The sequence below is a fragment of the Shewanella sp. ALD9 genome, from assembly GCF_002836315.1.
Taxonomy (GTDB): Bacteria; Pseudomonadota; Gammaproteobacteria; order Enterobacterales; family Shewanellaceae; genus Shewanella.
Genome location: NZ_PJCD01000003.1, coordinates 1,100,624 through 1,123,314 on the forward strand (window position 1 = coordinate 1,100,624; position 22,691 = coordinate 1,123,314).

Below are 22,691 nucleotides of genomic sequence, written 5' to 3' on the forward strand. Positions count from 1 at the left end.
AATGTCAGCTACATTAATGGTTTTTTCGTGTTTATGAAGGGGAAAATTTACCGAAGTTGACTAAGTGTTTACTGCTGCACCAGGTTAGACCTCATACTGTTATGGCCTAATTACCTTGTCTTCTGCTGCTATTGCCAATAGAGTGACGGCCGGAATGTCCGTAATTCAGCACCATGAGTGTGGAAACAAAAACAACGTAGGTAACAAGTTTGATAGATAATATAGCTTTGATCGTCGATTTTTTTCTCGAACACAAATTATTATTAACGGTGTTAATAATAATGCTTATCTCAGTGATAAAACGTTTTATCATTTCAAGTATTCGTGGCGACGTCGCTTTTCTTTCTGATGTGCAACGCAAATGGATGTCACGCACTAAAAATGGCACCTTCATTTTAATACTGGTTATTTTGTTCATGCTTTGGCAATCCGAAGTTAGCAAGTTTGCACTGTCTGTTACCGCCATTGCCATTGCCATAGTGATAGCATCAAAAGAAATTATTCTTTGCTTTACCGGCTCAATACAACGCGCGAGTTCACGTTCATTTGTGATTGGTGATTGGATTGAAGTAGGGAAAATATATGGCGAAGTGATTGAACATAACTTAATGGCCACCGTTATCCAAGAGATCGACCTTGATCAAGGTCAATATCATTACACCGGTAAAACCGCGACATTACCTAACAGTATGTTTTTTACCTATGCGGTGAAAAACCTCAACTTTATGAAACGTTATGTTTACCACAACATAACCATTACCGTGGTCCAGTTTGTTAATCTCTATACACTGTTTCCTGGGTTAACCCGTCAAATAGAACAGCACTGTGAAGACTTTATCGAAGTGGCTAAGCGTTACAACGGTGTGATAGAAAAACATGCTGGTGTCGATTTACCTGGCAGCGAACCGCATATTCATATCACCAGCGGCATCAACGGCGAGCAAAATGTGCATATCATGATTTTTTGCCCCACCGAACGCGCCATACATTTAGAGCAGTTAATAAGAGAAGACTTTATGATTGCTTACCACGAAAACTTTAGCTAATTCATCTGAAATCGCTCTCTATCGCTCTACATGTTTAGTCCGCACGGCATGATTAATCTCAGTTCAACACTGGGATTAATCATTAACTTCACTGTGTTTTAGCATCAATCACATCAATACAAAGTCTTTGCATGTGTCTATTACTCGTCATCATGACCTTTCAGTAGCGTTTATAGACTCATCTCAGCTTAGTCTCAGCAATTGAGTTACACCTCAGTGTATAAGGCGTTGTGTACCTCCAACCCTATGCATTTGCGTAGCGAATACAACGCCGTGGTTAATAAACCGAAAAATAGGTTATTACAACATTGATATACTCAGCGTTGCAGATGTTGTAGATGTTGTAGATGTTGTAGATGTTGTGATGTTATAGATGTCATAAATAAGGCTTTTTACGCACTATTTTTTAGAATATTTGATGTAAATAAACAGTGACAATAAAATAACCCCGCCACCAATAAGCTTTTGCATTTCAACTACCTCATCAAGAAAGCTGATAGACAATATTAATGTCCAAATGGGTTCTAAAATCATGATCAGCGAAGCGGTTTCAATTTTAACGCTAAATTGACCGACAGTTTGAAGTAAATAACGCACACTGGTTGCGATAACCGTTGATACCGCAAACCAAAATAGCACATGACCATTTATCTCAAAACGTTCAGGTGAAACCGCAGCCATAATCACGCAACCCACAATGCCCACCATGAATAATTGTACGCAGATGGATGTTAACGGTTTTATATTGGTCAAGACCCGCTTATTCAATACAAAATGCAATGACAGCAGTGCCGATGATAATAAGAAAAACCACTGGCTGTTATCAACTTCCCAGCCAGTTGTGATGGTCAATAACATAATGCCTATACAAGTAATAGGCAGTGATATCCAAAACATGCGGTTAGGTCTTACTTTGAATAATAGCCAAGAAATAAACGGGGCTATAATCATCGCCAGGCTCATGATAAAAGCACCTTCAGACAAAGTATTAGAGATGGTAATCGCGTGAACCCATACTTCAATCGAAGCGGCTAATACCATGCCAACGCCACCAAGCGCGGCAATTTGTTTCAGGCGTAGAACAAAAATCTGCTGATAACAAAATGGCAATAAAATCAGACTCGCGATTAAGAAGCGAGCAGCAATAAACACCTCTCCAGGCATCTCTAAAATAACAAGTTTGGAGGCTATCCATCCCACAGCCGCAAGCATTGTGGCCAGTAATAAGGATATTTTGCCGCGCAACGCTTCTTGTTTCATCAAACCGTTTGTTCCAGCTGAGGGATGGGAAAAGGGGCAAGGCTCTTGGCAAGTCGCAATGATACGAGAAAACCAAAAGATATGTCGTGATAAATAGATGATGTATACGTATAAAGCGATCCTACCTTACGTCAGAATCGCTCACATATTAACTCAACTCAACAGTGTGATTACTATTAGCTTGGGCTGTATTCGGGGTAATCAGTATATCCGCGTTCACCACCACCAAATAATGTCTCTGGGTTGTGAGAGGCTAATGGATAGTTATGCTTAATACGGTTTACCAGATCTGGATTGGAGACAAATGGTCGGCCAAAACCAATCATATCCGCTACACCAGCATCAATGGCCTGAGATCCATTTTCGCCGTTGTAACGTCCCGCATAAATAAGCACACCTTTATAAACGTCGCGAACCGTATCTTTAAATACTGTTGGTGTCTCTGGGGCATCATCCCAATCAACTTCAGCCACATGGATATAGACCACATTGAGGCTATTAAGTAATGCTGCCGCGGCAATGTAGGTGTCTATCGGCGTTGCATCAACAGTACCATTTAGCGATGTGAATGGCGCAAGACGAACACCAACACGATCAGCGCCAATGGCCTGGGTCATTGCACCAACCACTTCACCCAGGAAGCGCAGGCGGTTTTCGATACTACCACCATATTCGTCGATACGATTATTCGCTTCAGAATCGATAAACTGGTTAATTAAATAACCGTTAGCAGCATGCAGTTCTACGCCATCAAAACCGGCTTCAATCGCATTTAACGCTGCTTGACGATATTCGCCAATCACATGTTCAATGTCAGCTTTAGACATTTCACGAGCCACTACCACGTCAACAAAACCGGGTTCGTCGGTACCATTATCCACAAACACTTTTACATTTTGGGCTTTTAGTGCAGAAGACGAAATAGGTTGCTGACCACCGATATTATCAGGGTGAGACACTCGACCAACGTGCCAAAGCTGAGCGAAGATAGTGCCATTTTGTGCATGAACCGCTTTGGTGACTTTCTGCCACCCGGCAATTTGTTCTGCAGAATAAATACCTGGCGTCCATGCGTAGCCTTGGCCCATGACTGATATTTGGGTGCCTTCTGTAATAATAAGACCCGCGGATGCTCGCTGAGCATAATATTCAGCCATCATCTCATTAGCCACATTACCCGGTTGGGTTGAGCGTGAGCGTGTCATTGGTGGCATCACAATACGATTGTTTAAAGAGAGTTTACCGAGCTGTATTGGTTGAAATAGTGCATTGTTCATTCTGTATTCCTCTTTACTTGCTAATTTGGATGAGCTCAATTTGGTATCCATCAGGATCGACGATAAAGGCGATGTGGGTTGAACCACCTTTTACCGGTCCTGGTTCACGGGTGACGTTGCCACCGCGTGCTTTAATGTCATTACAGGCACTATAAATATCCTCTACACCCAGCGCAATATGACCAAAAGCATTACCATGGTCATACTCATTGGTGTCCCAGTTATAGGTTAATTCAATCGTGGTGCTGTCTGCTTGAGTGCCATAACCCACAAAAACTAAGGTGTAGCGATAGTCTTTGTTTTCGGTTCTTTCTAGCACTTTCATGCCTAGCACATGGGTATAAAACTCAATTGATTTTTCTAGGTCAATGACTCTCAACATAGTGTGTAAAAATTTCATAACTCTCTCTTTAAGCGACATCTTTTAAACGCATCAGCGAACGTGCCCATTCCCGAATAAACAAACGAATAAACAACCGAATAAACAATCGCATAAACAATCGGATAAATTACACTATAAGGCGTGCGTATGAATGATGAATGATGTTCGATAGACGTAATATACAGTGAACAAGGCTAAACAATAAATTATTAAAAGTTATCCTTTTAATAATAAAACGTTATCAATGGAGGGTTTAACAATTAACGTCCAAAATTTTTTGAACATAATTAACAAATTATTTGCAGGTTATCATGGTGACAATAAACATTATCATGCAAAGCAAACTGAAAGTTGACAATGTGCCCCTCAAATACAAATGAAAACGGTCTGTGATCTCTCTGATTTTTGCAAAAAAGAGCCACGCTTTATCGTCTAAATTTTAGCTTAGGCACAGATGTACGAACTGCTTTTTAACCATTAAACCATGGTGATAGTGCGTTTTTGTTGTTGCAAAGAGTATTACGCCTATAGCATAGGCGCATTAATGACGCAGTGTAGAAATATTTAGGCTCAATAAATATTGGGCAGCAGCATGAAAATAAGATTAACCATAGTTGCGATAATCTTTACCGCTATTTCGATGCCGGTCATGTCACAGACTGTTAACTAAGAAATACCACAAGCCATTCAACCTATGCACGAAACATCTAACCCTATTGCCTTTGAACACTTGCGCCATACTCGTGTGGAATACACTCAATGGCATAAATAATAATGTGCATTGAGGTAATGATGAGTCTCGACCTTAAGCTTATATACCCGCACCGTCATTTAAGCTCAGAGTAGGTTGAGTCTTAATCTGACTTTCGCTGCGGTATATCTCGTCAAAATCAACTAGCGGTAGGGATTCAAAACCAGGTTTAGCAAATAAATAACCCTGCATCAGCTCAATGCCACAATCGCGTAACCATTGCATTTCTTCTATTGTCTCTACGCCTTCAGCCAAAGAGGTAATGTTAAGTTCAGCAAACAAGTTTAAGCAGTTTTTTATAATAGCTTGTCGGGTTTTATCTTGGTCGATATTACGAACAAGCTTCATATCAAATTTGATAATGTTGGTTTGAAAATCAGCCAACAGTCCCAAACCGGCATAGCCAGAACCAAAATCGTCTAGTGCGGTGATAAATCCTGATTGCTTATAATACTCAACGATACTCTTAACAAATGCAGTATCACTAATGTTCTCATTTTCTGTAAATTCAAACATGATTCTGTTGGTTGGGAAGTTATACTCTTTAGCGGCTTCTAAGGTTGTGCGAATACAGCGCTCAGGTTTATAAATGGCATTTGGGAGAAAGTTAATGCTAAGCATTGAATCTAGCTTTAGTTTCGCCGCCAGTGCGATGGCTTTAACGCGGCAAAGTTGATCAAAGAGGTAACGATTATCATCATTAACTTGAGAAATGATCGAAAAGGCCGATTCATTCTGTAAACCACGTACCAATGCTTCATAGCCAAATATGCTATTGGTCTTACAGTTAATAATTGGCTGAAAAGCCATGGTGAAATCAAAATCAAGGCTGCTTTTATCAAAACATTTATTACAAGTAAATCTGTCATAAATTATTGGCTTTGTTTCCATTGTAGCAACCTCAATTAATATAACGCTCGCTTAAGCTATGCCGTAACGCAACTTAGGATTCTACCTTGCATGGTAATGACTAAAAACATTACCAATGCAGCGCGTTGCAAATCAACATTAAGTGTTTGTTGAGCTTAGCCGCTATGCGGCAGGAAAAGATAAAACTCATCTTAATTGTATCAATTTTAATTTGATTAACTGTCGACTTAATCGATGTTGCCATACTGTGTGGGTTAACACTCAGACATCATAATAATATCAACGATAAAGACATTAAAACAACATCTTACCCATTTCAATCTTTAAGGCAAGCCACGCACAAACATCATTACACATTATCGAGTATTTAATAGTATATCGGTCAATTTGTTGGCTAATTGCTTAATAAAAAAACATCATATTCACCATCTTTACGCACTAACAGTAGCCCAAATCTGACCAATGAATTACCAATAAAGCGGTCGGTAGTTTGTTGTACGGATTGATGCGCTGATTAGAACGGCAGTTGCTCACCGTTAACATCATAAAACTGACCGGTATTGTGAATCGATAAATTGTTGATCACTTTTATAATCCCAAGGGCGGAATCATTAACCTTTACCTTTGCAGAGCTGCCGCCCATATCCGTTTGCACCCAACCAGGATGAACAGATACCACCGCGACGTTATCATTAACCAGTTCAGTCGATAAATTCACAGTTAACATATTGGCTGCGGCTTTAGACATTCGGTAACCATACCAGTCGACACCTTGTACTTGTGATAGTGATCCCTTAGAAGAAGAGATAATCGCTATTTTGCATAAACGATTTTTATTCAATAGTTCTAATAAGCAGTGTGTTAAAAATAATGGCCCGAGCGCATTTACTTTAAAACACATTTCAGCGTCAGCATAATCAATAGCATGAATACTGTGATTATCTCGATCTAAAAAGCCCGCATTATTAACAATTAAATCGAGACTAATATTTAGCTGACTGAGATTATTCGCTAAGCGCTGAATTGATTCAGAGCTCGTTATATCCATTGACTCAATCAATAATTTGTCAGCAAACTGAGCCTTCAACGACAAAAGCTCAGTCGCTGTTGCGCCATCTCTACAGGTTGCTATGACGCTGCAACCGTTGACAAGATATTGCTCTGTTAACGCTAAACCAATACCTCTATTCGCACCGGTGATTAATACCACTTCACTATTCATTAAAAACCTCTAAATCGATTGTTTTATATAACTTTTCTGATAAATTCTATTGAAAAATTCTTGTGTAAATTCTTGTGTAAATTCTTGTGAAAAAGATAGATGTAAAATATAGATGTAAAATATTGATAAATATCATCTTGTAGTTGTGTCACTGCTGATGTGATTCGATTTGTTTACTCTGTGTTGCGATAAGAATCGTCATTCGATAACACACAATGGCTGAGTGATCATCGTCATGCTTTGCTTATTCCTCGTATACTCGCTCCGAATTAATAAGCTGGTGGCTATAAATGATCACTCAATATATTCGTTCAATCTACTCGTTCAAAATGTTCGCGCCAATAGCCTTGCTCAAACGACTAGGCCAAACGACTAACTCAAACGACTAGCTGCGAAATAACTACTTAGACGTTGCAGCAATGCTTAATGTATTGAGGACACCAGAGATTTTATTAATAACCTTATCGCAGCCTGCAATACTATGACGCTGTTTAATGTACTCCGGATTGTTATACGACAGCCAAACCTTGTTATCAGCATCCTCGCTAATCAATACCTTTTGTGGCAAGTCAATCGCGACAAGTTGGTTACACTGCATTAATTGAGTACCGATGTTAGGGTTACCGAAAATAATCACTTCAGTTGGTCTCAGAGTTAAGTTCACACCGGCGGCATTTTTTTGATGATCAATCTTGGAAAAAACCGTAAAACCTTTGTCTTTTATGATCGACTCAAACCTATCTGCCGTTTCTTTGGCCGAGTAATGGCTTTCAACAGTGATAAGGCTTTCTACCGCAAAGGCATGAGTAGACGTTATCAACATGGCAACGGCTAAAGAAATATTTTTAATCATAAAATCACCTATTCGTTATGTTTGGTCATACTAGTTGTGTTTGGTCATATTAGTTATGTTTGGTCATTAGAAGCATTTCGGCAATAAACTCGGCTAACATCAAGGATATAAAAATCGACTTAAGCATTTGTTGTACGCAAATACTATTAATAGCCGTTTAGTTTCAGGCGTATTTATCTGCTTGGCCCTAATTTAACCGCAGTACCAAAAGCCATAATTTCAGACGAGCCATCCATAATGGCACTTGTCGTAAAGCGGATCCCCACAATCGCATCAGCCCCTTTTTGTGCCGCACTGGCAACTAAACGCTCAACTGCGACATCTCTGGCATCAGATAACATTTCGGTGTAACCGCGGATTTCGCCACCAACAATGCTTTTTAAGCCGGCCATAATGTCTCGACCAATATGTTTAGATTGAACCACATTACCGGTTACAACGCCGACAATCTCGATAATGTCCCGACCAGGAATGGTTTCAGTCGTGGTATAAATCATAAATCCTCCATGAAAAATCAATCGTAAACCATCGTACTGCTAACAAGCTTAAATAGGAATCCAATTAGTGATACTTAACTGACCCCCAATACTGTTGTTTACGCTTTAGGCGCATCTTGTAATAAAGGGAAGTAATGATGAGTCGTATTGAAGAGAAGCAATAAAGGGTCGTGATGAAGAGCCGTAATCAATAGCCGTAATGTAGATGCATAATACAGAATCGTAATCTAGACGATCCATAAAATGCTGGTGGACGTAATAGGTCACTTAGTGAGTATCGTAATAGACACTTAATGGCAGAGTAAAATACGCTCGGTGTTTTATAGGTCACTTTTATGTAACCTGCGCAGACTTATTTTGAGTAAATATGCATTAAAATGAATGAAGGTTAAAATTTTACCGAGGGTGATACTTTTATTTTTGCATAATCACGAATAGTTATTCTAGTGGTGTGCTGGTGGCATTAGCCTACGTTAGCGGTGTTTTTTACTATCACTTTATTTTTATAGGGCGGTTTATGGCGTTAAACATGGCATAATTAACCACTAGGTTCAGCATTCGTTTTTGTGTAAACATTTTTGGCAATCGCTTTAGTGACAATAGAGGTATGTTTGGCTTCACATCATTCATTATTAAATCATCAACGTCATTTTGAACGTATCGGGCCCGACTATCGAAATGGCGATTCGGTCAGTTTTCTCGACATTAAACACACTTTTGGTTTGCAGCATATCCGTGTTGGAAAATGGGTTAACCGTGAGGAGTCGGCACTTGCGGCTAATTTGATATTTGACTCACTAGCCGACTTAGCCAACATATTAGCAGTACCGCCAGAGTTGATTGGTTTACGCGGTAGCTTACGCTTTGCCTTTGGCCATGGCGGCCAAAAAGGTGTGCAAGCTCATTATTCGCCAGCATACCGGGAACTGGCATTAGCCAAAAATGCCGGAGCAGGGTCGTTAGCTCATGAATTTTGGCATGCATTCGATCACTATATCGCCGACAAAATGTTTATCGACGACAGTATATTAGACCCGTATTTGTCGTCGCTTGTATTATCAGAGCAAACTACCACTACAACTCGGGCTAACTTAAGTCGTGCCAATTTATTTGCTTGTGCCAGCGACAATTGGCTGGCCGATAAATCCATAATCGCTCACCCGTTGAATAAGAAACTCTCTAGCTTATTTAAAGTGACCTTGCTGAGCGCCAACGGTCAAGAGCCACACGACTATGTGCGTCGCTCCATCGCACTCGATAAACAGCAACGCTGCCATTACTTTGCTAAACCGACCGAAATGATGGCGCGCGCCTTCGAATCTTGCATTGAAATGTATTCACAAGATTATGCCAATATATCCAATCCTTACCTGGTTAACAGTACTATCGACTCGTCACTTGCTAAGCATGGCGCTTATCCCGACGCACAACACTGCCGTGAAATATATCAAGCCATGATGGAATATTTTGAACCTTTAGGGCTAGCGTTTGATAAGCAGAATGGTTAACAGTAGGCACCATTCTCTATGGGGTAACGATGTAAGTTAGTAGCTTGTATGAGTTAGTTTGAGAATGGTGTCATTTCCAATGTTACAAACAAAGGCCGATTAATGCGGTCTTTGCTTTAATGTTTATCTATAGAAAATCAGTCTCGGCCAAGACTTGTTTTCACCTAGCTAACGTCATTTGCTAGCATTGTTGAGTATTCTGGGACAGATATTGCCATTTGTGTCCCTTATTTTATCTCTTTTGCTTTGGTGGATAATGCCCGCTTTGCAATTTGATTTGCATAATGCAACTCAAATTGCGTCTCAACATGCAAACCAAATACCCATAGACTCTCCAATGTTGGTTGATGTTAGAAATTGTTGTCTAATAACAATGTGTTAGATTGCCTCTGTATGAATGGCGTACAAATTGCTGCTTCTTCGTTGTCGGTAGAGAGCAAAGAGGCAGTTCGTTATGAGTATTAAAATTGAATTACTTGAATTCATTCAATGTGTGCTCGCTAAAGAATTAGCCGAGCATGGAAAAACTATTCAACCTTGTTTAATCAATAAAACAGGCTATTACAGTGCGGTATATCAGTCCGATCCGACGTTAATGCATCAGCAATTGAGTGAACTGATAAAACAAGTGCTACAAGTCGCGGATGAAAAAATTGTGCTGATCGTTGCAGCTAAAAGTAAGCATTTAGAGCTTGCCATTTATGCTGATACAAACACCGACATTGCCGCTATCTGCACCACACCAGAGAAAGCCTTTTTTTCTCAGCCAGTGTCGATTCCTCATCAATTCATCGAATTACGGAGTGGATCGAACAAGATTAATGCTGTCTTAGCGCCGTATATTAAATTTTCGTTGGTTAATTTTACTCATTTGAAAATGAAGTCTGCGTTGAGTGTAGATTTAATTGACGAGGAGTCTAAAACCACCAATGATATTGATAATAACAATGACGTTATCAAGCTGACATTATGTAACATTGTCAATGCTCCAGATACCGATGTTAGCCCAACCTCAACTTTGTTTTGGCCATTTTATGATACGGATATTATTAACATGATTAACAAGCAAGCTTCACCAGAGCCATTATCTATACTCGTTGCCGACGACAGTATTCCTAGTCAAGTTGCTACCCAAGCCATGCTTGAAAAGCTCGGCTGTAAAGTGGTGTCGGCGAATGATGGCAATTCAGCGTTAGCGCTAGCACAGCAACAAACATTTGATTTAATTCTGCTCGATGAACGTATGCCAGGGTTGTATGGCAGCGATGTGGCACAAAGACTGGTTAACGATGACGCAATGAATCGGTTAACCCCTAAAGTGGCGTTAACCGGGCTCACTGAGCCCGATGAAATCCAGCACCTGTTCAGTAAAGGTATTACCCATTATTTAGAAAAACCAGTCACTAAATTGGCATTAGAAAAGTTTTTAGTTCAATGGCAGCTGCAATAAAAGCTTTGTTATATAAAATACATTCACTCTGATACGACAACGTAGGAATTGATTATACATTGTCGTTAATAAGCCGTCTGTGCAGTCAGTTTATAGCGAAGATGTGTTGCCACCATATACCCAAGTAGTGTCATTCGAACGACTTAAGCTAACCAATAAAGGCGGCTAATCATGGCTGATGAATCCAGGGATGAGCAACAAGTTCAAATTCAATATGCACTTGTTGAAAAACTCTCTCATGCACAAAAACGTCAAACTAAATTACTCGAACTTTTAGATGAATGCATTTTTGAATGTAATGACCAACTTGAATTAACGTATACCAATCCCGCATGGAAAAAGCGATTAGGTTATGATCGTGAGTCGTTAGATAAAATGAATTTGTGTTCGTTAATCAGTTCGTCAACGCAACTGGCATTACTTGAAGTGTGTCTACATAAATTAGCCTACAGCCGTAACAATGTCCCAACCATTATTGAAGTTCAACTTAAGTTATTAAACGGTCAGCATCACTGGTTTGAATTAAAGTTAGTGCAAGACGGTGACGGTGGTTACATCGGTTCGCTGTTTGAAATTCAGCAACATAAAGATATACAAGCACAACTACTTCATCAACAAAACTATGTTAAGCGTTTATCGTTAGTGGCCAGCCATACCAAAAATTTAGTGGTGATAACCAATCGCGAGGGATTCATTGAGTGGGTGAATAAAAGTTTTGAAGAAAGCACCGGTTATATCTTAAAAAATATTATGGGTAAAAAACCGGGTCATTTATTGCAAGGTAAAGACAGCAATCCTCAAACAATAATCTTAATGTCAGAGGCGTTACGCCAAGGTAAAAGCTTTCAAACCGACATTATTAATTACAATTGTCATGGCGAACCTTATTGGGTCAACATTAATACCAGTCCGGTGGTTGATAGCACTGGCAACATAAGCCACTTTATTGCGGTACAAACCGACATTAGCGAAAACAGGGCAGCGTTAAAAGTTTTACAAGAAGCTAAATATCAAGCAGAGCAATTATCCGAAGCTAAAAGTCGTTTTATGGCCAATATAAGCCATGAAATTCGTACACCACTGAACGCAGTGATTGGTTCTGCTGATATCCTGCTCGAAAGCGGCTTAACCCGTGAGCAAACACGCTTTACAGACATGATAAGAACCAGTAGTGATGCATTATTGAGTATCTTAGATGATGTCCTGACCTATTCTCGTTTTGAAGCCGGTAAAATAAATATTGTTAATGAACCTTTTAAGCTTGATCGTTGCCTTGAAGAAGCGATTGATATCGTATCTGGCCCAGCTTTAGAAAAAGGCTTATCAGTTATCTTAAATATTATGCCAACAGTGCCGCTAGCTATCATTGGTGATAAAGCCCGTATCAGGCAAATATTAATTAATTTATTGGCCAATGCCGTTAAGTTTACCCCCCAAGGGGAGGTCGTGGTATCGGTTAATTACATGAATAATGATGACCAACTCACCTTACAGATAACCGTTCAAGATACGGGGATTGGTATTGAGGCGGATAAAATTGAACAGATGTTCGAAGCGTTTATGCAATCAGACACCTCATCAACTCGTGTTTATGGTGGTAGTGGCTTAGGGCTGGCAATTTGTCGTCAGATTTGTGAAGCGATGGGCGGTGATATTTGTGTTGAATCGACTCTCGGGGTAGGTAGTCGTTTTATTGTTGAAATTCCGCTGAAGCTTGAGCCTAAAATTTGTGATTCAACCGCCAAAATTATTAATAATAATAAATATTCACATTGTTGGGTTGTCGGTCAAAATAACAGCTTAAATCCAGCCGTTTACAATATGTTGCAGCATTACAGTCTCACTTATAGTGCGTTTAACAACCCGACTGATTTACCCCAACAGCTAGCAGATAATGTCGATATTATTGTGTTAACAGACCCAAATCAATTGCAGTCTTGTCGTGATTATTTGCAAGCCATCAATAACCTTAAATCAACCAAAGTGTGTTTTCTTTCAATAGACTTACTCGGCCAAGAGAGTAGTTTTGTGTATAACAATCAAAACGAAATTCAGCTTAATGGCCCATTTAAATTATCACATTTGAGTTGGGCATTAGAGTTATTAGATGATCCTTTGGTTAACCTAGAGTTAACTCATTCATGCGAGAGTGGGTTTCCAGCATCACTGGCACTGCAGTTTACTGATAAGCATGTATTAATCGTTGAAGATAACATCAACAATCAGGCAGTGTTAAGTCAAATACTGGTTCAAGTGGGTTGTGAGGTTCATTGTGCTGAAAATGGCCAAGCAGCATTGAACTACTTAGCTGAACACAAAACCGACTTAATCCTTATGGATATTCAAATGCCTGTTATGGATGGCATTACCGCGACAGAAAAAATTCGTTCTGGTCGAGAGATATTCAGTCAAACACCGATTATAGCCGTGACGGCTAATGCTATTCATGGTGATAAAAAGCGTTTTATTCAAGCAGGAATGAATGATTATCTAGCAAAACCCATCAATCGAGACAGCTTGTATGAGTTACTCCAACGCTATTTGAATTCAACCAATAGTGTTAAGCGGAGTAAGTTAGATAAACTCCAATATACCTTAGATCAATTAAATGGCTTATAACGGTTGCCTCAATGATTTGTTCATACAAATCAACTCTATATAGCGATAGCACTGATAGTAATATAGAGTGTTATTGATGTTTGATAATTCTAGGGACCTAATATGGATCAACCACAGCCGACAATTGATGAAGCAAACAGGCTTAAGGCATTACTTGAGTTGAATTTGCTGGATACGTTTCCAGAAGAGCAGTTTGATCACATGACTCGTTTTGTCCAAGCCTACTTCAATGTATCAATTTGTTTGGTCAGTTTGGTTGATAAAAATAGACAATGGTTCAAATCCAAACAAGGCTTAGAAGCTTGCGAAACAGGTAGAGCAGAGTCCTTTTGTGGCCATGCTATTCATTCCAGTGATGTATTTGTTGTAGAAGATACCTTAGAAGACCAACGCTTTGCTGATAACCCCTTAGTTTTAGATGGCCCTAAAATTCGTTTTTATGCAGGATTTCCTTTGCAAACTGCTGGTGGTCATCGTATTGGCACCTTGTGCATTATCGACACTAAACCAAGACAATTTAGTTATAGCGACAAACAGCATCTGCAAGATTTTGGTAAAGTAATTGAAAGCCTGATCCGTCAACGCAGTGCCGAAATAGCAACCGACAAGCAAAGCTCATTTACTCAAAGGTTAATCAGCTTACTCACGAAACCATCGCCACTATGGACCCGCAGAGCCGTGGCTTTTTCAATCAGTTTGATTGTACTGGCATCGAGCCTATTCCTTGCCGTACAAACAGACAATCAACATGTAATTTTGCAAGCTGATATTATTGAACATTTAACTCCGGATGAGTCAACTAACGACTCTTGGTGGCATTATACGCTATACATTTTTGCTGGTGGCTGCCTGGCCATGCTGATGTATTTATTGCTTCGATTACCGGCTAACTTACGTAAAATGTTACATCTTTTATCAGTTAATCAAGTTAGGAATGAAAGACGTTTTCGTGATGCGATTGAAGCATTAGCTGATGGATTTATCATTTTTGATAATCAGCAAAAAGTGGCGGTGTATAATCAAAATTTTATTTCGCTTTATCCTGAACTGGCTGATATTGTTCACGAAGGCATTAGTTATCAAGAATTACGAAAAAACTCCACAGTACGCAGTTTAGTTAAACAACCTGATTTTCTAGATGTAGATGACCTACGTAAGCAGCAACCTGAGCGGATTATTGAGTTCAATGACGGCCGTTGGATTAAAATGGTTGAACGACCAATGCGAGATGGCGGTATTGTTGGGTTCCATACCGATATAACTGAGTTGAAACGCAAAGAACTGCAACTCATCGAAGCGCGCCAAAAAGCAGAAACGGCTAACGTAGTTAAATCAAAATTTTTAGCCAATGTCAGTCACGAAGTCAGAACCCCATTAAATGGTATTATTGGCCTTTTGGATGTGTTGGTTGACGATGAAGAGCTTAATTCGCAGCAACAATTTTATTTAACCACAATGCAAGATTCATCTAATAGCCTACTGCAAATATTGAACGACATTTTAGATGTCAGCAAAATGGAAGCTGGTAAGTTAACCTTAGTCTCTGAACCCTTTAATTTAACGACCACACTGCAATCTGCCTGCAGTTTAATGAATACCAATGCTGAGGCGAGTGGTTTATCGCTTAATTTATCATTACCTGAACAAGAGTTAAGTTTGCTCGGTGACCCAGGCCGCATACGCCAATTAGTACTTAATTTATTATCAAATTCGATCAAATTCACCAAAGTGGGAAGTATAAACTTAACCGCAACATACGATGTGGTCTCAGATACTCAAGTGATCGTGACCATTACCATTACCGACACCGGTATTGGTATTCCTGAAACGATGCTGAATCACATCTTAGAACCCTTCACTCAAGTCGATAATAGTGCAATAAAACACAGCTCAGGTACTGGGCTTGGCTTAGCAATCAGTAATAATTTAGTTAAGTTAATGCAAGGGACATTAACGATAAACAGCCAAGAACAAAGCGGTACCGAAATCATTATTGGCATACCGTTTACCCTTGCTAAACCGGTTGAATATAACTCAGCAACATTAATTAGCAATCTCAACCTTCGCGATAGAAATGTCAAAATATTGCTCGCCGATGATGACAAGACTAATCAACTAGTGATGCAAGCGATGTGCGACAAACTGCAATGTAATATTGATATTGTTAATGATGGAATAGAGGCCGTTGAAGCGGCCAAAAAACTAAAGTACGACGTTATTTTAATGGATATATATATGCCAAGAATGGATGGCATTACTGCGTCTACACTCATTCGTGCAGACTCTTTATGCAAAAAAACGCCCATCATTGCTTTTACCGCCAATGCTATGGAAGGGGATAAAAAACGCTTTATGGATGCCGGTATGGACGATTATGTTTCAAAACCGATTAACAAAGTTCACTTCTTACAAACCCTGTCTAAATTCCTACAGTAGTCATCTGTTTGCTTTGTAATTTGAGTTGCATTTTGCAAACAGAATGGCAAGTTGCTATCTAAAATAACTTAACTAATTTCATTGCAGTTATTGCTTTATATATCAGTGATTTATCGATTGATTAATAATCGTTTTTTTGGCTCGACTCTTGCTGTCTATTAATTACCACATAAGTATTAATCGTTTTGGAGTCAGATATGTATCCCCAAAAACAAACTGTGATCAATGAAGATGCAAGTAACTCAAATTGGAATGACCTTACCGACGTTATAGAGGAGGCATTAAAACAACATTGTTTCAGCATGGTGTATCAACCGCTTATTTCAGTGCAAACAGGTCGGATTGTCGGCTTTGAATCATTGGTTCGATGTGACTCGCCAACGTTTGGGGTTATTTCGCCCAGTGACTTTATCCCTTGTGCTGAGCAAAGTGGACAAATCTTAGAGCTAGGGAGTTGGATATTTCAACAAGCATTGCTAGATTTAAAGCGCATGCGTAACCAGGGCATGCAAAACATTTGTTTATCGTTGAATGTATCCCCAGTTCAGTTGCTGCATACTAATGTTTATGAACAGCTCATGTCTCTTATTGTTGAACTCCAAATCCCGCCGTCTGCCGTTAAATTAGAATTAACCGAAACCGCACTCATTCACGATCCCCAAACCATTTGTAAAGTGTTTAATGCCTTTAAACAAGAAGATGTACAAGTGTGGCTGGACGATTTTGGGACTGGGTTCGCCTCATTAAGTTTATTGCGAAAATTCAATATTGACGGCCTAAAAATAGACCGAAGTTTTGTCAGTGGCATTGCAGACAATAATGAAGATTTTACTTTATGCAGCGCCGTTATCGCCATGGCGCAACGACTTGGATTACATATTGTCGCTGAAGGAGTCGAGACAGAAAGCCAGCTGCAAATTTTAAGTCAGCTTGGGTGCGATGTCGTCCAAGGCTACTTATTGGGTAAACCACAAACATTAGAAAAAACCCTCAGCCTATGGAGTTAACATATTTTGTTTATCGTTTATGACCAAACTATTTTTGTAGATACTGAAGCTGCATATTGATTTGCAAAATGCGAATCAATATGCGACTGTAAATTAAGTAACCTTTGTTTATAATATGAGGTTAATTAATTCACTGAATAATAACGGTAAAATTGTTTCCTTTATCTTGGCGTAACTCTTGCGTTTACCCTATAAGACAAGCCAAAACGCGACTTTAATGCTTTTTGCTCATTATGCTTATAACGCAGTGGTTATATAAACCACCATGAGGTGAACAATGTTAGAACTCACAGCAATAACAGCATGCCCAATCATGCAGCGAAGTACCTTAGACAATTTATTGTCCGATTTAGGTTTTGAAACTTATCAACATTTGCTTAATTTATTTGAACAAGAATTAATTCAATTGCATTTAAATCTGCAAACGGCAGTAGAGCAACAACAATACCAAGAGATTAATAACGTGACGCACATCCTGAAGAACACTGCTGCATTATATGGAGCAGAACGTTTATCGAAAAGTGCCTGTCTGGTATATCAAATAGAAATTGGCCAAGCGTTTATCCCACAAACTCAGCAGTTAATAGCTATTTTAGTTGAAACACTCAATGTATTTAACGTGCATATTCACTCGTTAGTCGAGTAGGGAAGGTCGGTAATGAATGAACACAATAAACCGCTCGTATACGTAGTTGAAGACAGCCTCTCTAGTGGAGCGTTATATTGCAGCCAATTGAAAAAGGCCGGTTTTGATACGCAACATTTTGTCGATGGTTATTCTGCACTCGTGGCGATTAAAGAAAAAATGCCTGCTGTATTAGTGCAAGATGTTTGTTTACCCGACATTAGTGGTTTAGAAGTATTGAAATACGTCAATAATCAAGACACCTCAGCCAAAGTGATTATCATCACTTCAAACAGTTCTATCGATGTTGCCGTTGATGCAATGCGCTTAGGTGGCTATGACTTTATTGAAAAACCGTTTACTTCAGAACGCCTAACCACATCAGTAGGTAATGCTGTTAAGCAACAAAATCAAGACATAAAAACCATTACTGTAGAGCCAGAAGCAACCTCGCTCGAGCGAATGAACTTTATTGGTGAATCGTTATCAATGCATACCGTATTTCGCTTATTAGAAAGTGCTGCACGCAGTAAAGCCAGTGTGTTTGTAACCGGTGAAAGCGGTACAGGTAAAGAAGTGTGTGCTCTTGGTTTGCATCAGGCCAGTGCTCGCGAGCAAGGTCCATTTATTGCCATTAACTGTGCGGCTATTCCTGCAGAGCTATTTGAGTCAGAGTTTTTTGGTCATGTTAAAGGTGCATTCAGTGGCGCATTAACGGATCGTAAAGGTGCTGTCGAAGTCGCCAATGGTGGTACGCTATTTTTAGATGAAATTTGTGAAATGCAATTAAATTTGCAAGCAAAATTATTGCGTTTTTTACAAACGGGTACATTTTGTAAAGTGGGCAGTAACGATCTGCAACAAAGTGATGTCCGCATCGTTTGTGCAACGAACCGTAATCCGGCAGAAGAAGTCGGTGAAGGGCGTTTTCGGGAAGACTTGTACTATCGACTCAATGTTATCCCGGTTATGTTGCCGCCATTACGTGAGCGTGGCGATGATATTTTATTGCTAGCAAATCATATTTTGCAGTCTAAAACGGCTGAGAATAACAAACAGTTTACCGACTTTAGTGCTGACGTTAAGCATACCTTTATGCAATACGATTGGCCTGGTAATATTCGTGAATTGCAAAATGTGATCGAAAATATAGTGGTGATCTATGATGGTCAGACTGTACAGCAGGGCATGTTACCAGGTAATTTTGGTCATTCAATCGTCAGCCATACCAACAGCCACCCTACAAATAACCATGGTATTCAGCCGAGTCAAACAACCACTAATATCACGGCCAGAACCTCAACCAATAGCGTTAATACCCAACAACCTTCACCACATAATATTGTTCAGCTTTGGATAGTAGAGAAAAATACCATTGAAGCAGCCATTGACCAATGTGACGGTAATATTCCACTAGCAGCTGCTTATTTAGGCATTAGCGCATCAACTATTTATCGAAAAATGAAAAGCTGGGCTGAGAGTTAATAGTCTTTTCTAAACCGTTAAAAGTTACCTTAATCGGTAACTTTTTTTTGCCATTTGAAAAGCCATTCAAATTGCTAGGCTCATCCCCCTAAGTGCGTCGCAAAATGCGAATCGATTTGAGAGTAATGTAAGTCAGAACATTTAATAACGACAAATAACTGCCTAACCTACTGTTTTAAAATAACTAATATTTTTTAATTTTGTGGCCAGCTTCCTGCATTAATCATTGTACTGTCTTAAATGACGCGTTAAATGTTAAGGGGTTAACCATGAAACAATCTCTCTGTGTAACGTCAATCTGTTTGTTGCTAGTGAGCATGTCAGTATTTGCTGGCACTAAAGGGCTAGATTTTATTGAAACAGCAGATGGCCGCCAGTCCAGTATGATCCGAGAAATGGTCCAGTGGACTCATTCACGTTTGGTGTTTAAAAAAAGCATTTCACGCGTAGCCATTGGCCAAGATGCCATTATGCAAGTTGAAGTACTCGATAAAAATGAAGTATTAGCACTGGCAAAAAAAGTGGGCCGTACCAGCCTTATTGTTTGGTATACCGACGACACCTCTGAAACGTTTCTATTCAGTGTCACAGAAGACTTGAGTGTGTTAAGGCAAGCGCTCAGTGATATTCACCCTAAAATTCGCCTAACATTAGCACCTGATCGCGCAGCTCTGGTACTTAGGGGCCGAGTGCCAACGGTAAAATATAAATTAGCCGCTGAAACTGCCGCTCGTCATTACTTAGATGCAGGTAAAAACCGTATCAACGATAACAATAGTTTAGTCATGAAATCACCTACCGATTTTTTGGCCGACTTAAGCCCTAATATTCGTCTACCGTCGCAGCAACTGCGTAAGTCTAATCGGGGGAGTGTAGGCCACGCCGCTATTATCAACTTAATTCAAGTTGATGTATTACCAATGAGCATGATTGAAAAAGTCAAAAAGGCCATTATTCAATTAGGTGGTGAATCAGTCACGGTAAGTCGTATTCAAAAAGGCGACATGCCTGATGATCAAGCCGACACCTTGTTACTAGGCGGTCAGGTTGAAACCCAAGTTGACCTCGTTAGAGTATTAAATTTAGCATCGCGCCTTTTCACTGGAGATCGTATTAATTCAATCACTGGAAAAATAGAAGCAGGCAGTAATGACATTACCGTTATCGCCAATGAGTCGGGTGGGTTAATCAGCTCAAGCCAACAGGTAAGCAGTAATTCGTCATCAAATAGAGGCGGTAATGCAAAATCTAGCAGTAACAATGTGAAGTCAAATATTGCCAGAGCCAAGTTGTTGTCTATGGCGAATGGTAGATTATTGTCGACCATCGAAGTCCGCGATTTACCCCAGGTTCGTGTAGCGATTCAAATGTACGAAGTGAATCGTCGCAGTTTAACCCAATGGCGTCCTGACTTTTCATTGATCACTCAAGGCTACAACAAAACAGACGGTAATTTCGGTTTAGATGGGGCAACTAATCAAGCACTGGGTTCAGGCCAAGTCGAAAATGCATTGCAGGTATTAGGTGGCGCACTGGTGAACAACTTCCAAGTGGGCGGCAGTGAGATTGCATTTGATTTACTGTTTTCATTGTTAGAAAAAGACGGTATCTCACGCACATTATCTCGTCCGACGTTAACCGTCTTAGCAGGAGAAAAAGCCGTATTCCGAGCCGGTGGTGAAGTGCCAGTGCCAACGTCATTTTCACCCAATGGAATTAGTAGTGCCAATGGGGGTAATAGCCAAGGGGTATTTAGTGGCACCGAGTTTAAATCGTTTGGTATCCAGCTTGAAGTACGAGCAATGGTGGACGAAAACGACTTAATCACTTTAGATTTAAGTCCTAGTATTTCAACACCAGACACTTTGTTAACCCAACAAATATCGTCGAGCACAGGGTCATCATTAACCACTAGTGCATTCAATGTCAGAAACCTGACCACCAGTACGCGCTTACGTGATGGACAGCCATTAATCATCGGTGGGTTAGTCAGCCGTGACATAAGCGATTCACGTGACTTTGTACCGGGTATTAACGATGTTCCGTTGCTGGGTAAGTTAACCGAGTCATCGTCTGACGCCGATACCGCCCGCGAGTTAATTATTATTGTGACGCCAACACTGGTAAGAGAGCCACGTCATGATGTTGCCTTATGGCAATTCCAAACATCAGCTGAAATGCTACAAAGCATGCAATTTCCATTAGCTGACTCGTCACTATAAAGAGGACATTAATTATGAAGACCTTAACTCATTTCCGCCTCAGTACCGTGATTGTGGTTGCCTTAGTCAGCAGTGCGTGTAGTACCAGCCAAACTAAGCGTGAATATCAGCCAGATGATCAGTTAACGGCGATGTTAAAACAATACAATGTAAATCAAACCGATGGTGTTAATTGCCAAGGTTATCAGTCTGCTATTAGTGACTGTGAACGCTTGTCGAACGACCTAGGTGCATTATCAATGACCTATCCAAAACACCAACAAATTGGTTTTACAGCCGCGATTGTTTACCATCAAATCGGTCGTGATGTTGATAGCCAAATGGTGCTAGATAGGTTGTTATCGCAACAACAACCAGTATCCGAAGTAGCCATTTTGCGCAGTAAACTGGCCATGCAAGAGGGTAATATCAACCTGGCAAGAACCGTATTACAACGACAAGTGCAGTTACAACCGGATCACCCAGAACTGCATGCAACATTAGCAGCAAGTTATTATTTAGAAGGTCGTTACGAAAAAGCCGAAGCCGTGATTGCTACCGCCGACCGATTAGGCGCTCCAGTATGGCGAACCAGTTACCACTTAGGACTAATTCACGAAGCACAATCAAATTGGTCGCAAGCATGCCATTTTTACGCCGACACCCTGAGTTACCAGCCGGCACACCGACAAAGTTTGTCGAGACTGCTGTATTTAAGTGACCATCCTGAGTGTCGAGTCCAGTTAAGTAGTCTGTAATGTCATTATTCAGCTTGTAAAAGTCCCCAAATGGGGACTTTTTGCTTTAGGCCAATGCTCTTATCTGTAATACAGAGCTGACTAACGATTCGCTTAAGCCAAAACGTTGTCGTTGGTAACGATAAGCCAGTAAATATCGTATTAATTTGCTCTGTGTAAGAGTATTTATAAAAATTTACTCAACAGCTCAACAGCTCAACAGCTCAACAGCTCAACAGCTCAACAGCTCAACAGCTCAACATTCATATACTCAGCAACTCAGTATCAGTTAAGTGATTACAGCATGGAATTGATTAACACCTCAGTTGTCGCAATAGGCTGCAAAAAATCACATTAAGAGAATATGCCCAAGCCGTTATTCCTGGCACCAACAGCAACACGGTAATAACGGATGACATTGGCCTTAATCACTTATTACCTTGAGCCAAACATTTAGAAATGCAG

At 40.0% G+C, this 22,691-nt stretch carries 17 protein-coding genes; 10 read left to right on the top strand and 7 right to left on the bottom strand.

From position 1 onward, the window contains the following. The first annotated feature begins 212 nt into the window (after positions 1–212). Positions 213–1,046: a mechanosensitive ion channel family protein gene (locus tag CXF88_RS12360; RefSeq protein WP_101087229.1), complete on the top strand. Its 834-nt coding sequence runs from the start codon at positions 213–215 to the stop codon at positions 1,044–1,046. 399 nt (positions 1,047–1,445) lie between these two features. Here CXF88_RS12360 and CXF88_RS12365 read toward each other — a convergent pair whose 3' ends face one another. The 7 genes from CXF88_RS12365 to CXF88_RS12395 all read right to left on the bottom strand — a co-directional run bounded on the left by CXF88_RS12365 (position 1,446) and on the right by CXF88_RS12395 (position 8,158). Beyond that, positions 1,446–2,306 (bottom strand): DMT family transporter, encoded by an 861-nt coding sequence (locus CXF88_RS12365; RefSeq protein ID WP_101087105.1) that lies wholly within the window; start codon positions 2,304–2,306, stop codon positions 1,446–1,448. Between the two features lie 176 nt (positions 2,307–2,482). Then, entirely contained in the window at positions 2,483–3,583 is a 1,101-nt protein-coding gene (locus CXF88_RS12370; protein WP_101087106.1) for an alkene reductase, read from the bottom strand. A gap of 13 nt (positions 3,584–3,596) precedes the next feature. Continuing rightward, a complete protein-coding gene (gene gloA, locus CXF88_RS12375) occupies positions 3,597–3,983 on the bottom strand; it encodes a lactoylglutathione lyase (protein WP_101087107.1) in 387 nt (128 codons plus the stop codon). Between the two features lie 793 nt (positions 3,984–4,776). Then, positions 4,777–5,607 (bottom strand): EAL domain-containing protein, encoded by an 831-nt coding sequence (locus CXF88_RS12380; protein ID WP_101087108.1) that lies wholly within the window; start codon positions 5,605–5,607, stop codon positions 4,777–4,779. A gap of 493 nt (positions 5,608–6,100) precedes the next feature. Further along, on the bottom strand, positions 6,101–6,808 hold the full coding sequence (locus tag CXF88_RS12385; protein WP_101087109.1) for an SDR family oxidoreductase: 708 nt from the start codon (positions 6,806–6,808) through the stop codon (positions 6,101–6,103). Between the two features lie 400 nt (positions 6,809–7,208). Continuing rightward, entirely contained in the window at positions 7,209–7,661 is a 453-nt protein-coding gene (locus tag CXF88_RS12390; protein WP_101087110.1) for a DUF302 domain-containing protein, read from the bottom strand. Positions 7,662–7,834: 173 nt separating this feature from the next. Continuing rightward, a complete protein-coding gene (locus CXF88_RS12395) occupies positions 7,835–8,158 on the bottom strand; it encodes a heavy metal-binding domain-containing protein (protein WP_101087111.1) in 324 nt (107 codons plus the stop codon). Between the two features lie 611 nt (positions 8,159–8,769). On the opposite strand from CXF88_RS12395, the gene CXF88_RS12400 reads away from it, so the two are divergent. The 9 genes from CXF88_RS12400 to CXF88_RS12440 all read left to right on the top strand — a co-directional run bounded on the left by CXF88_RS12400 (position 8,770) and on the right by CXF88_RS12440 (position 22,247). Continuing rightward, entirely contained in the window at positions 8,770–9,666 is an 897-nt protein-coding gene (locus CXF88_RS12400) for a CLCA_X family protein (RefSeq protein WP_101087112.1), read from the top strand. 454 nt (positions 9,667–10,120) lie between these two features. After that, complete coding sequence (locus CXF88_RS12405) at positions 10,121–11,116, top strand: response regulator (protein ID WP_242445142.1); 996 nt, start codon at positions 10,121–10,123, stop codon at positions 11,114–11,116. A 171-nt stretch (positions 11,117–11,287) separates the two neighbouring features. Next, entirely contained in the window at positions 11,288–13,735 is a 2,448-nt protein-coding gene (locus CXF88_RS12410; protein ID WP_101087113.1) for a PAS domain-containing hybrid sensor histidine kinase/response regulator, read from the top strand. Between the two features lie 102 nt (positions 13,736–13,837). After that, complete coding sequence (locus tag CXF88_RS12415) at positions 13,838–16,171, top strand: ATP-binding protein (protein WP_101087114.1); 2,334 nt, start codon at positions 13,838–13,840, stop codon at positions 16,169–16,171. 197 nt (positions 16,172–16,368) lie between these two features. After that, a complete protein-coding gene (locus CXF88_RS12420) occupies positions 16,369–17,178 on the top strand; it encodes an EAL domain-containing protein (protein ID WP_242445143.1) in 810 nt (269 codons plus the stop codon). A gap of 277 nt (positions 17,179–17,455) precedes the next feature. Then, positions 17,456–17,824, top strand: coding sequence for an Hpt domain-containing protein (locus tag CXF88_RS12425; RefSeq protein WP_101087115.1), 369 nt, complete (start codon positions 17,456–17,458; stop codon positions 17,822–17,824). Positions 17,825–17,836: 12 nt separating this feature from the next. After that, positions 17,837–19,288: a sigma-54 dependent transcriptional regulator gene (locus tag CXF88_RS12430; RefSeq protein ID WP_101087116.1), complete on the top strand. Its 1,452-nt coding sequence runs from the start codon at positions 17,837–17,839 to the stop codon at positions 19,286–19,288. A gap of 269 nt (positions 19,289–19,557) precedes the next feature. Then, positions 19,558–21,510 carry a pilus assembly protein N-terminal domain-containing protein gene (locus CXF88_RS12435; RefSeq protein WP_101087117.1) on the top strand — a complete coding sequence of 651 codons (1,953 nt, stop codon included), beginning with the start codon at positions 19,558–19,560 and terminating at the stop codon, positions 21,508–21,510. Between the two features lie 14 nt (positions 21,511–21,524). After that, on the top strand, positions 21,525–22,247 hold the full coding sequence (locus CXF88_RS12440) for a tetratricopeptide repeat protein (protein WP_101087118.1): 723 nt from the start codon (positions 21,525–21,527) through the stop codon (positions 22,245–22,247). The last annotated feature ends 444 nt before the right edge of the window (positions 22,248–22,691 follow it).

What these genes read in the sequence shown, in the direction of transcription:
- CXF88_RS12425 (WP_101087115.1), top strand. Translation starts at nt 17,456, where the DNA reads ATGTTAGAACTCACAGCAATAACAGCATGCCCAATCATGCAGCGAAGT.
- CXF88_RS12440 (WP_101087118.1), top strand. Translation starts at nt 21,525, where the DNA reads ATGAAGACCTTAACTCATTTCCGCCTCAGTACCGTGATTGTGGTTGCC.
- CXF88_RS12430 (WP_101087116.1), top strand. Translation starts at nt 17,837, where the DNA reads ATGAATGAACACAATAAACCGCTCGTATACGTAGTTGAAGACAGCCTC.
- CXF88_RS12415 (WP_101087114.1), top strand. Translation starts at nt 13,838, where the DNA reads ATGGATCAACCACAGCCGACAATTGATGAAGCAAACAGGCTTAAGGCA.
- CXF88_RS12370 (WP_101087106.1), bottom strand. Translation starts at nt 3,583, where the DNA reads ATGAACAATGCACTATTTCAACCAATACAGCTCGGTAAACTCTCTTTA.
- CXF88_RS12410 (WP_101087113.1), top strand. Translation starts at nt 11,288, where the DNA reads ATGGCTGATGAATCCAGGGATGAGCAACAAGTTCAAATTCAATATGCA.
- CXF88_RS12390 (WP_101087110.1), bottom strand. Translation starts at nt 7,661, where the DNA reads ATGATTAAAAATATTTCTTTAGCCGTTGCCATGTTGATAACGTCTACT.
- CXF88_RS12380 (WP_101087108.1), bottom strand. Translation starts at nt 5,607, where the DNA reads ATGGAAACAAAGCCAATAATTTATGACAGATTTACTTGTAATAAATGT.
- CXF88_RS12395 (WP_101087111.1), bottom strand. Translation starts at nt 8,158, where the DNA reads ATGATTTATACCACGACTGAAACCATTCCTGGTCGGGACATTATCGAG.
- CXF88_RS12420 (WP_242445143.1), top strand. Translation starts at nt 16,369, where the DNA reads ATGTATCCCCAAAAACAAACTGTGATCAATGAAGATGCAAGTAACTCA.
- CXF88_RS12365 (WP_101087105.1), bottom strand. Translation starts at nt 2,306, where the DNA reads ATGAAACAAGAAGCGTTGCGCGGCAAAATATCCTTATTACTGGCCACA.
- CXF88_RS12405 (WP_242445142.1), top strand. Translation starts at nt 10,121, where the DNA reads ATGAGTATTAAAATTGAATTACTTGAATTCATTCAATGTGTGCTCGCT.
- CXF88_RS12435 (WP_101087117.1), top strand. Translation starts at nt 19,558, where the DNA reads ATGAAACAATCTCTCTGTGTAACGTCAATCTGTTTGTTGCTAGTGAGC.
- CXF88_RS12385 (WP_101087109.1), bottom strand. Translation starts at nt 6,808, where the DNA reads ATGAATAGTGAAGTGGTATTAATCACCGGTGCGAATAGAGGTATTGGT.
- gloA (WP_101087107.1), bottom strand. Translation starts at nt 3,983, where the DNA reads ATGAAATTTTTACACACTATGTTGAGAGTCATTGACCTAGAAAAATCA.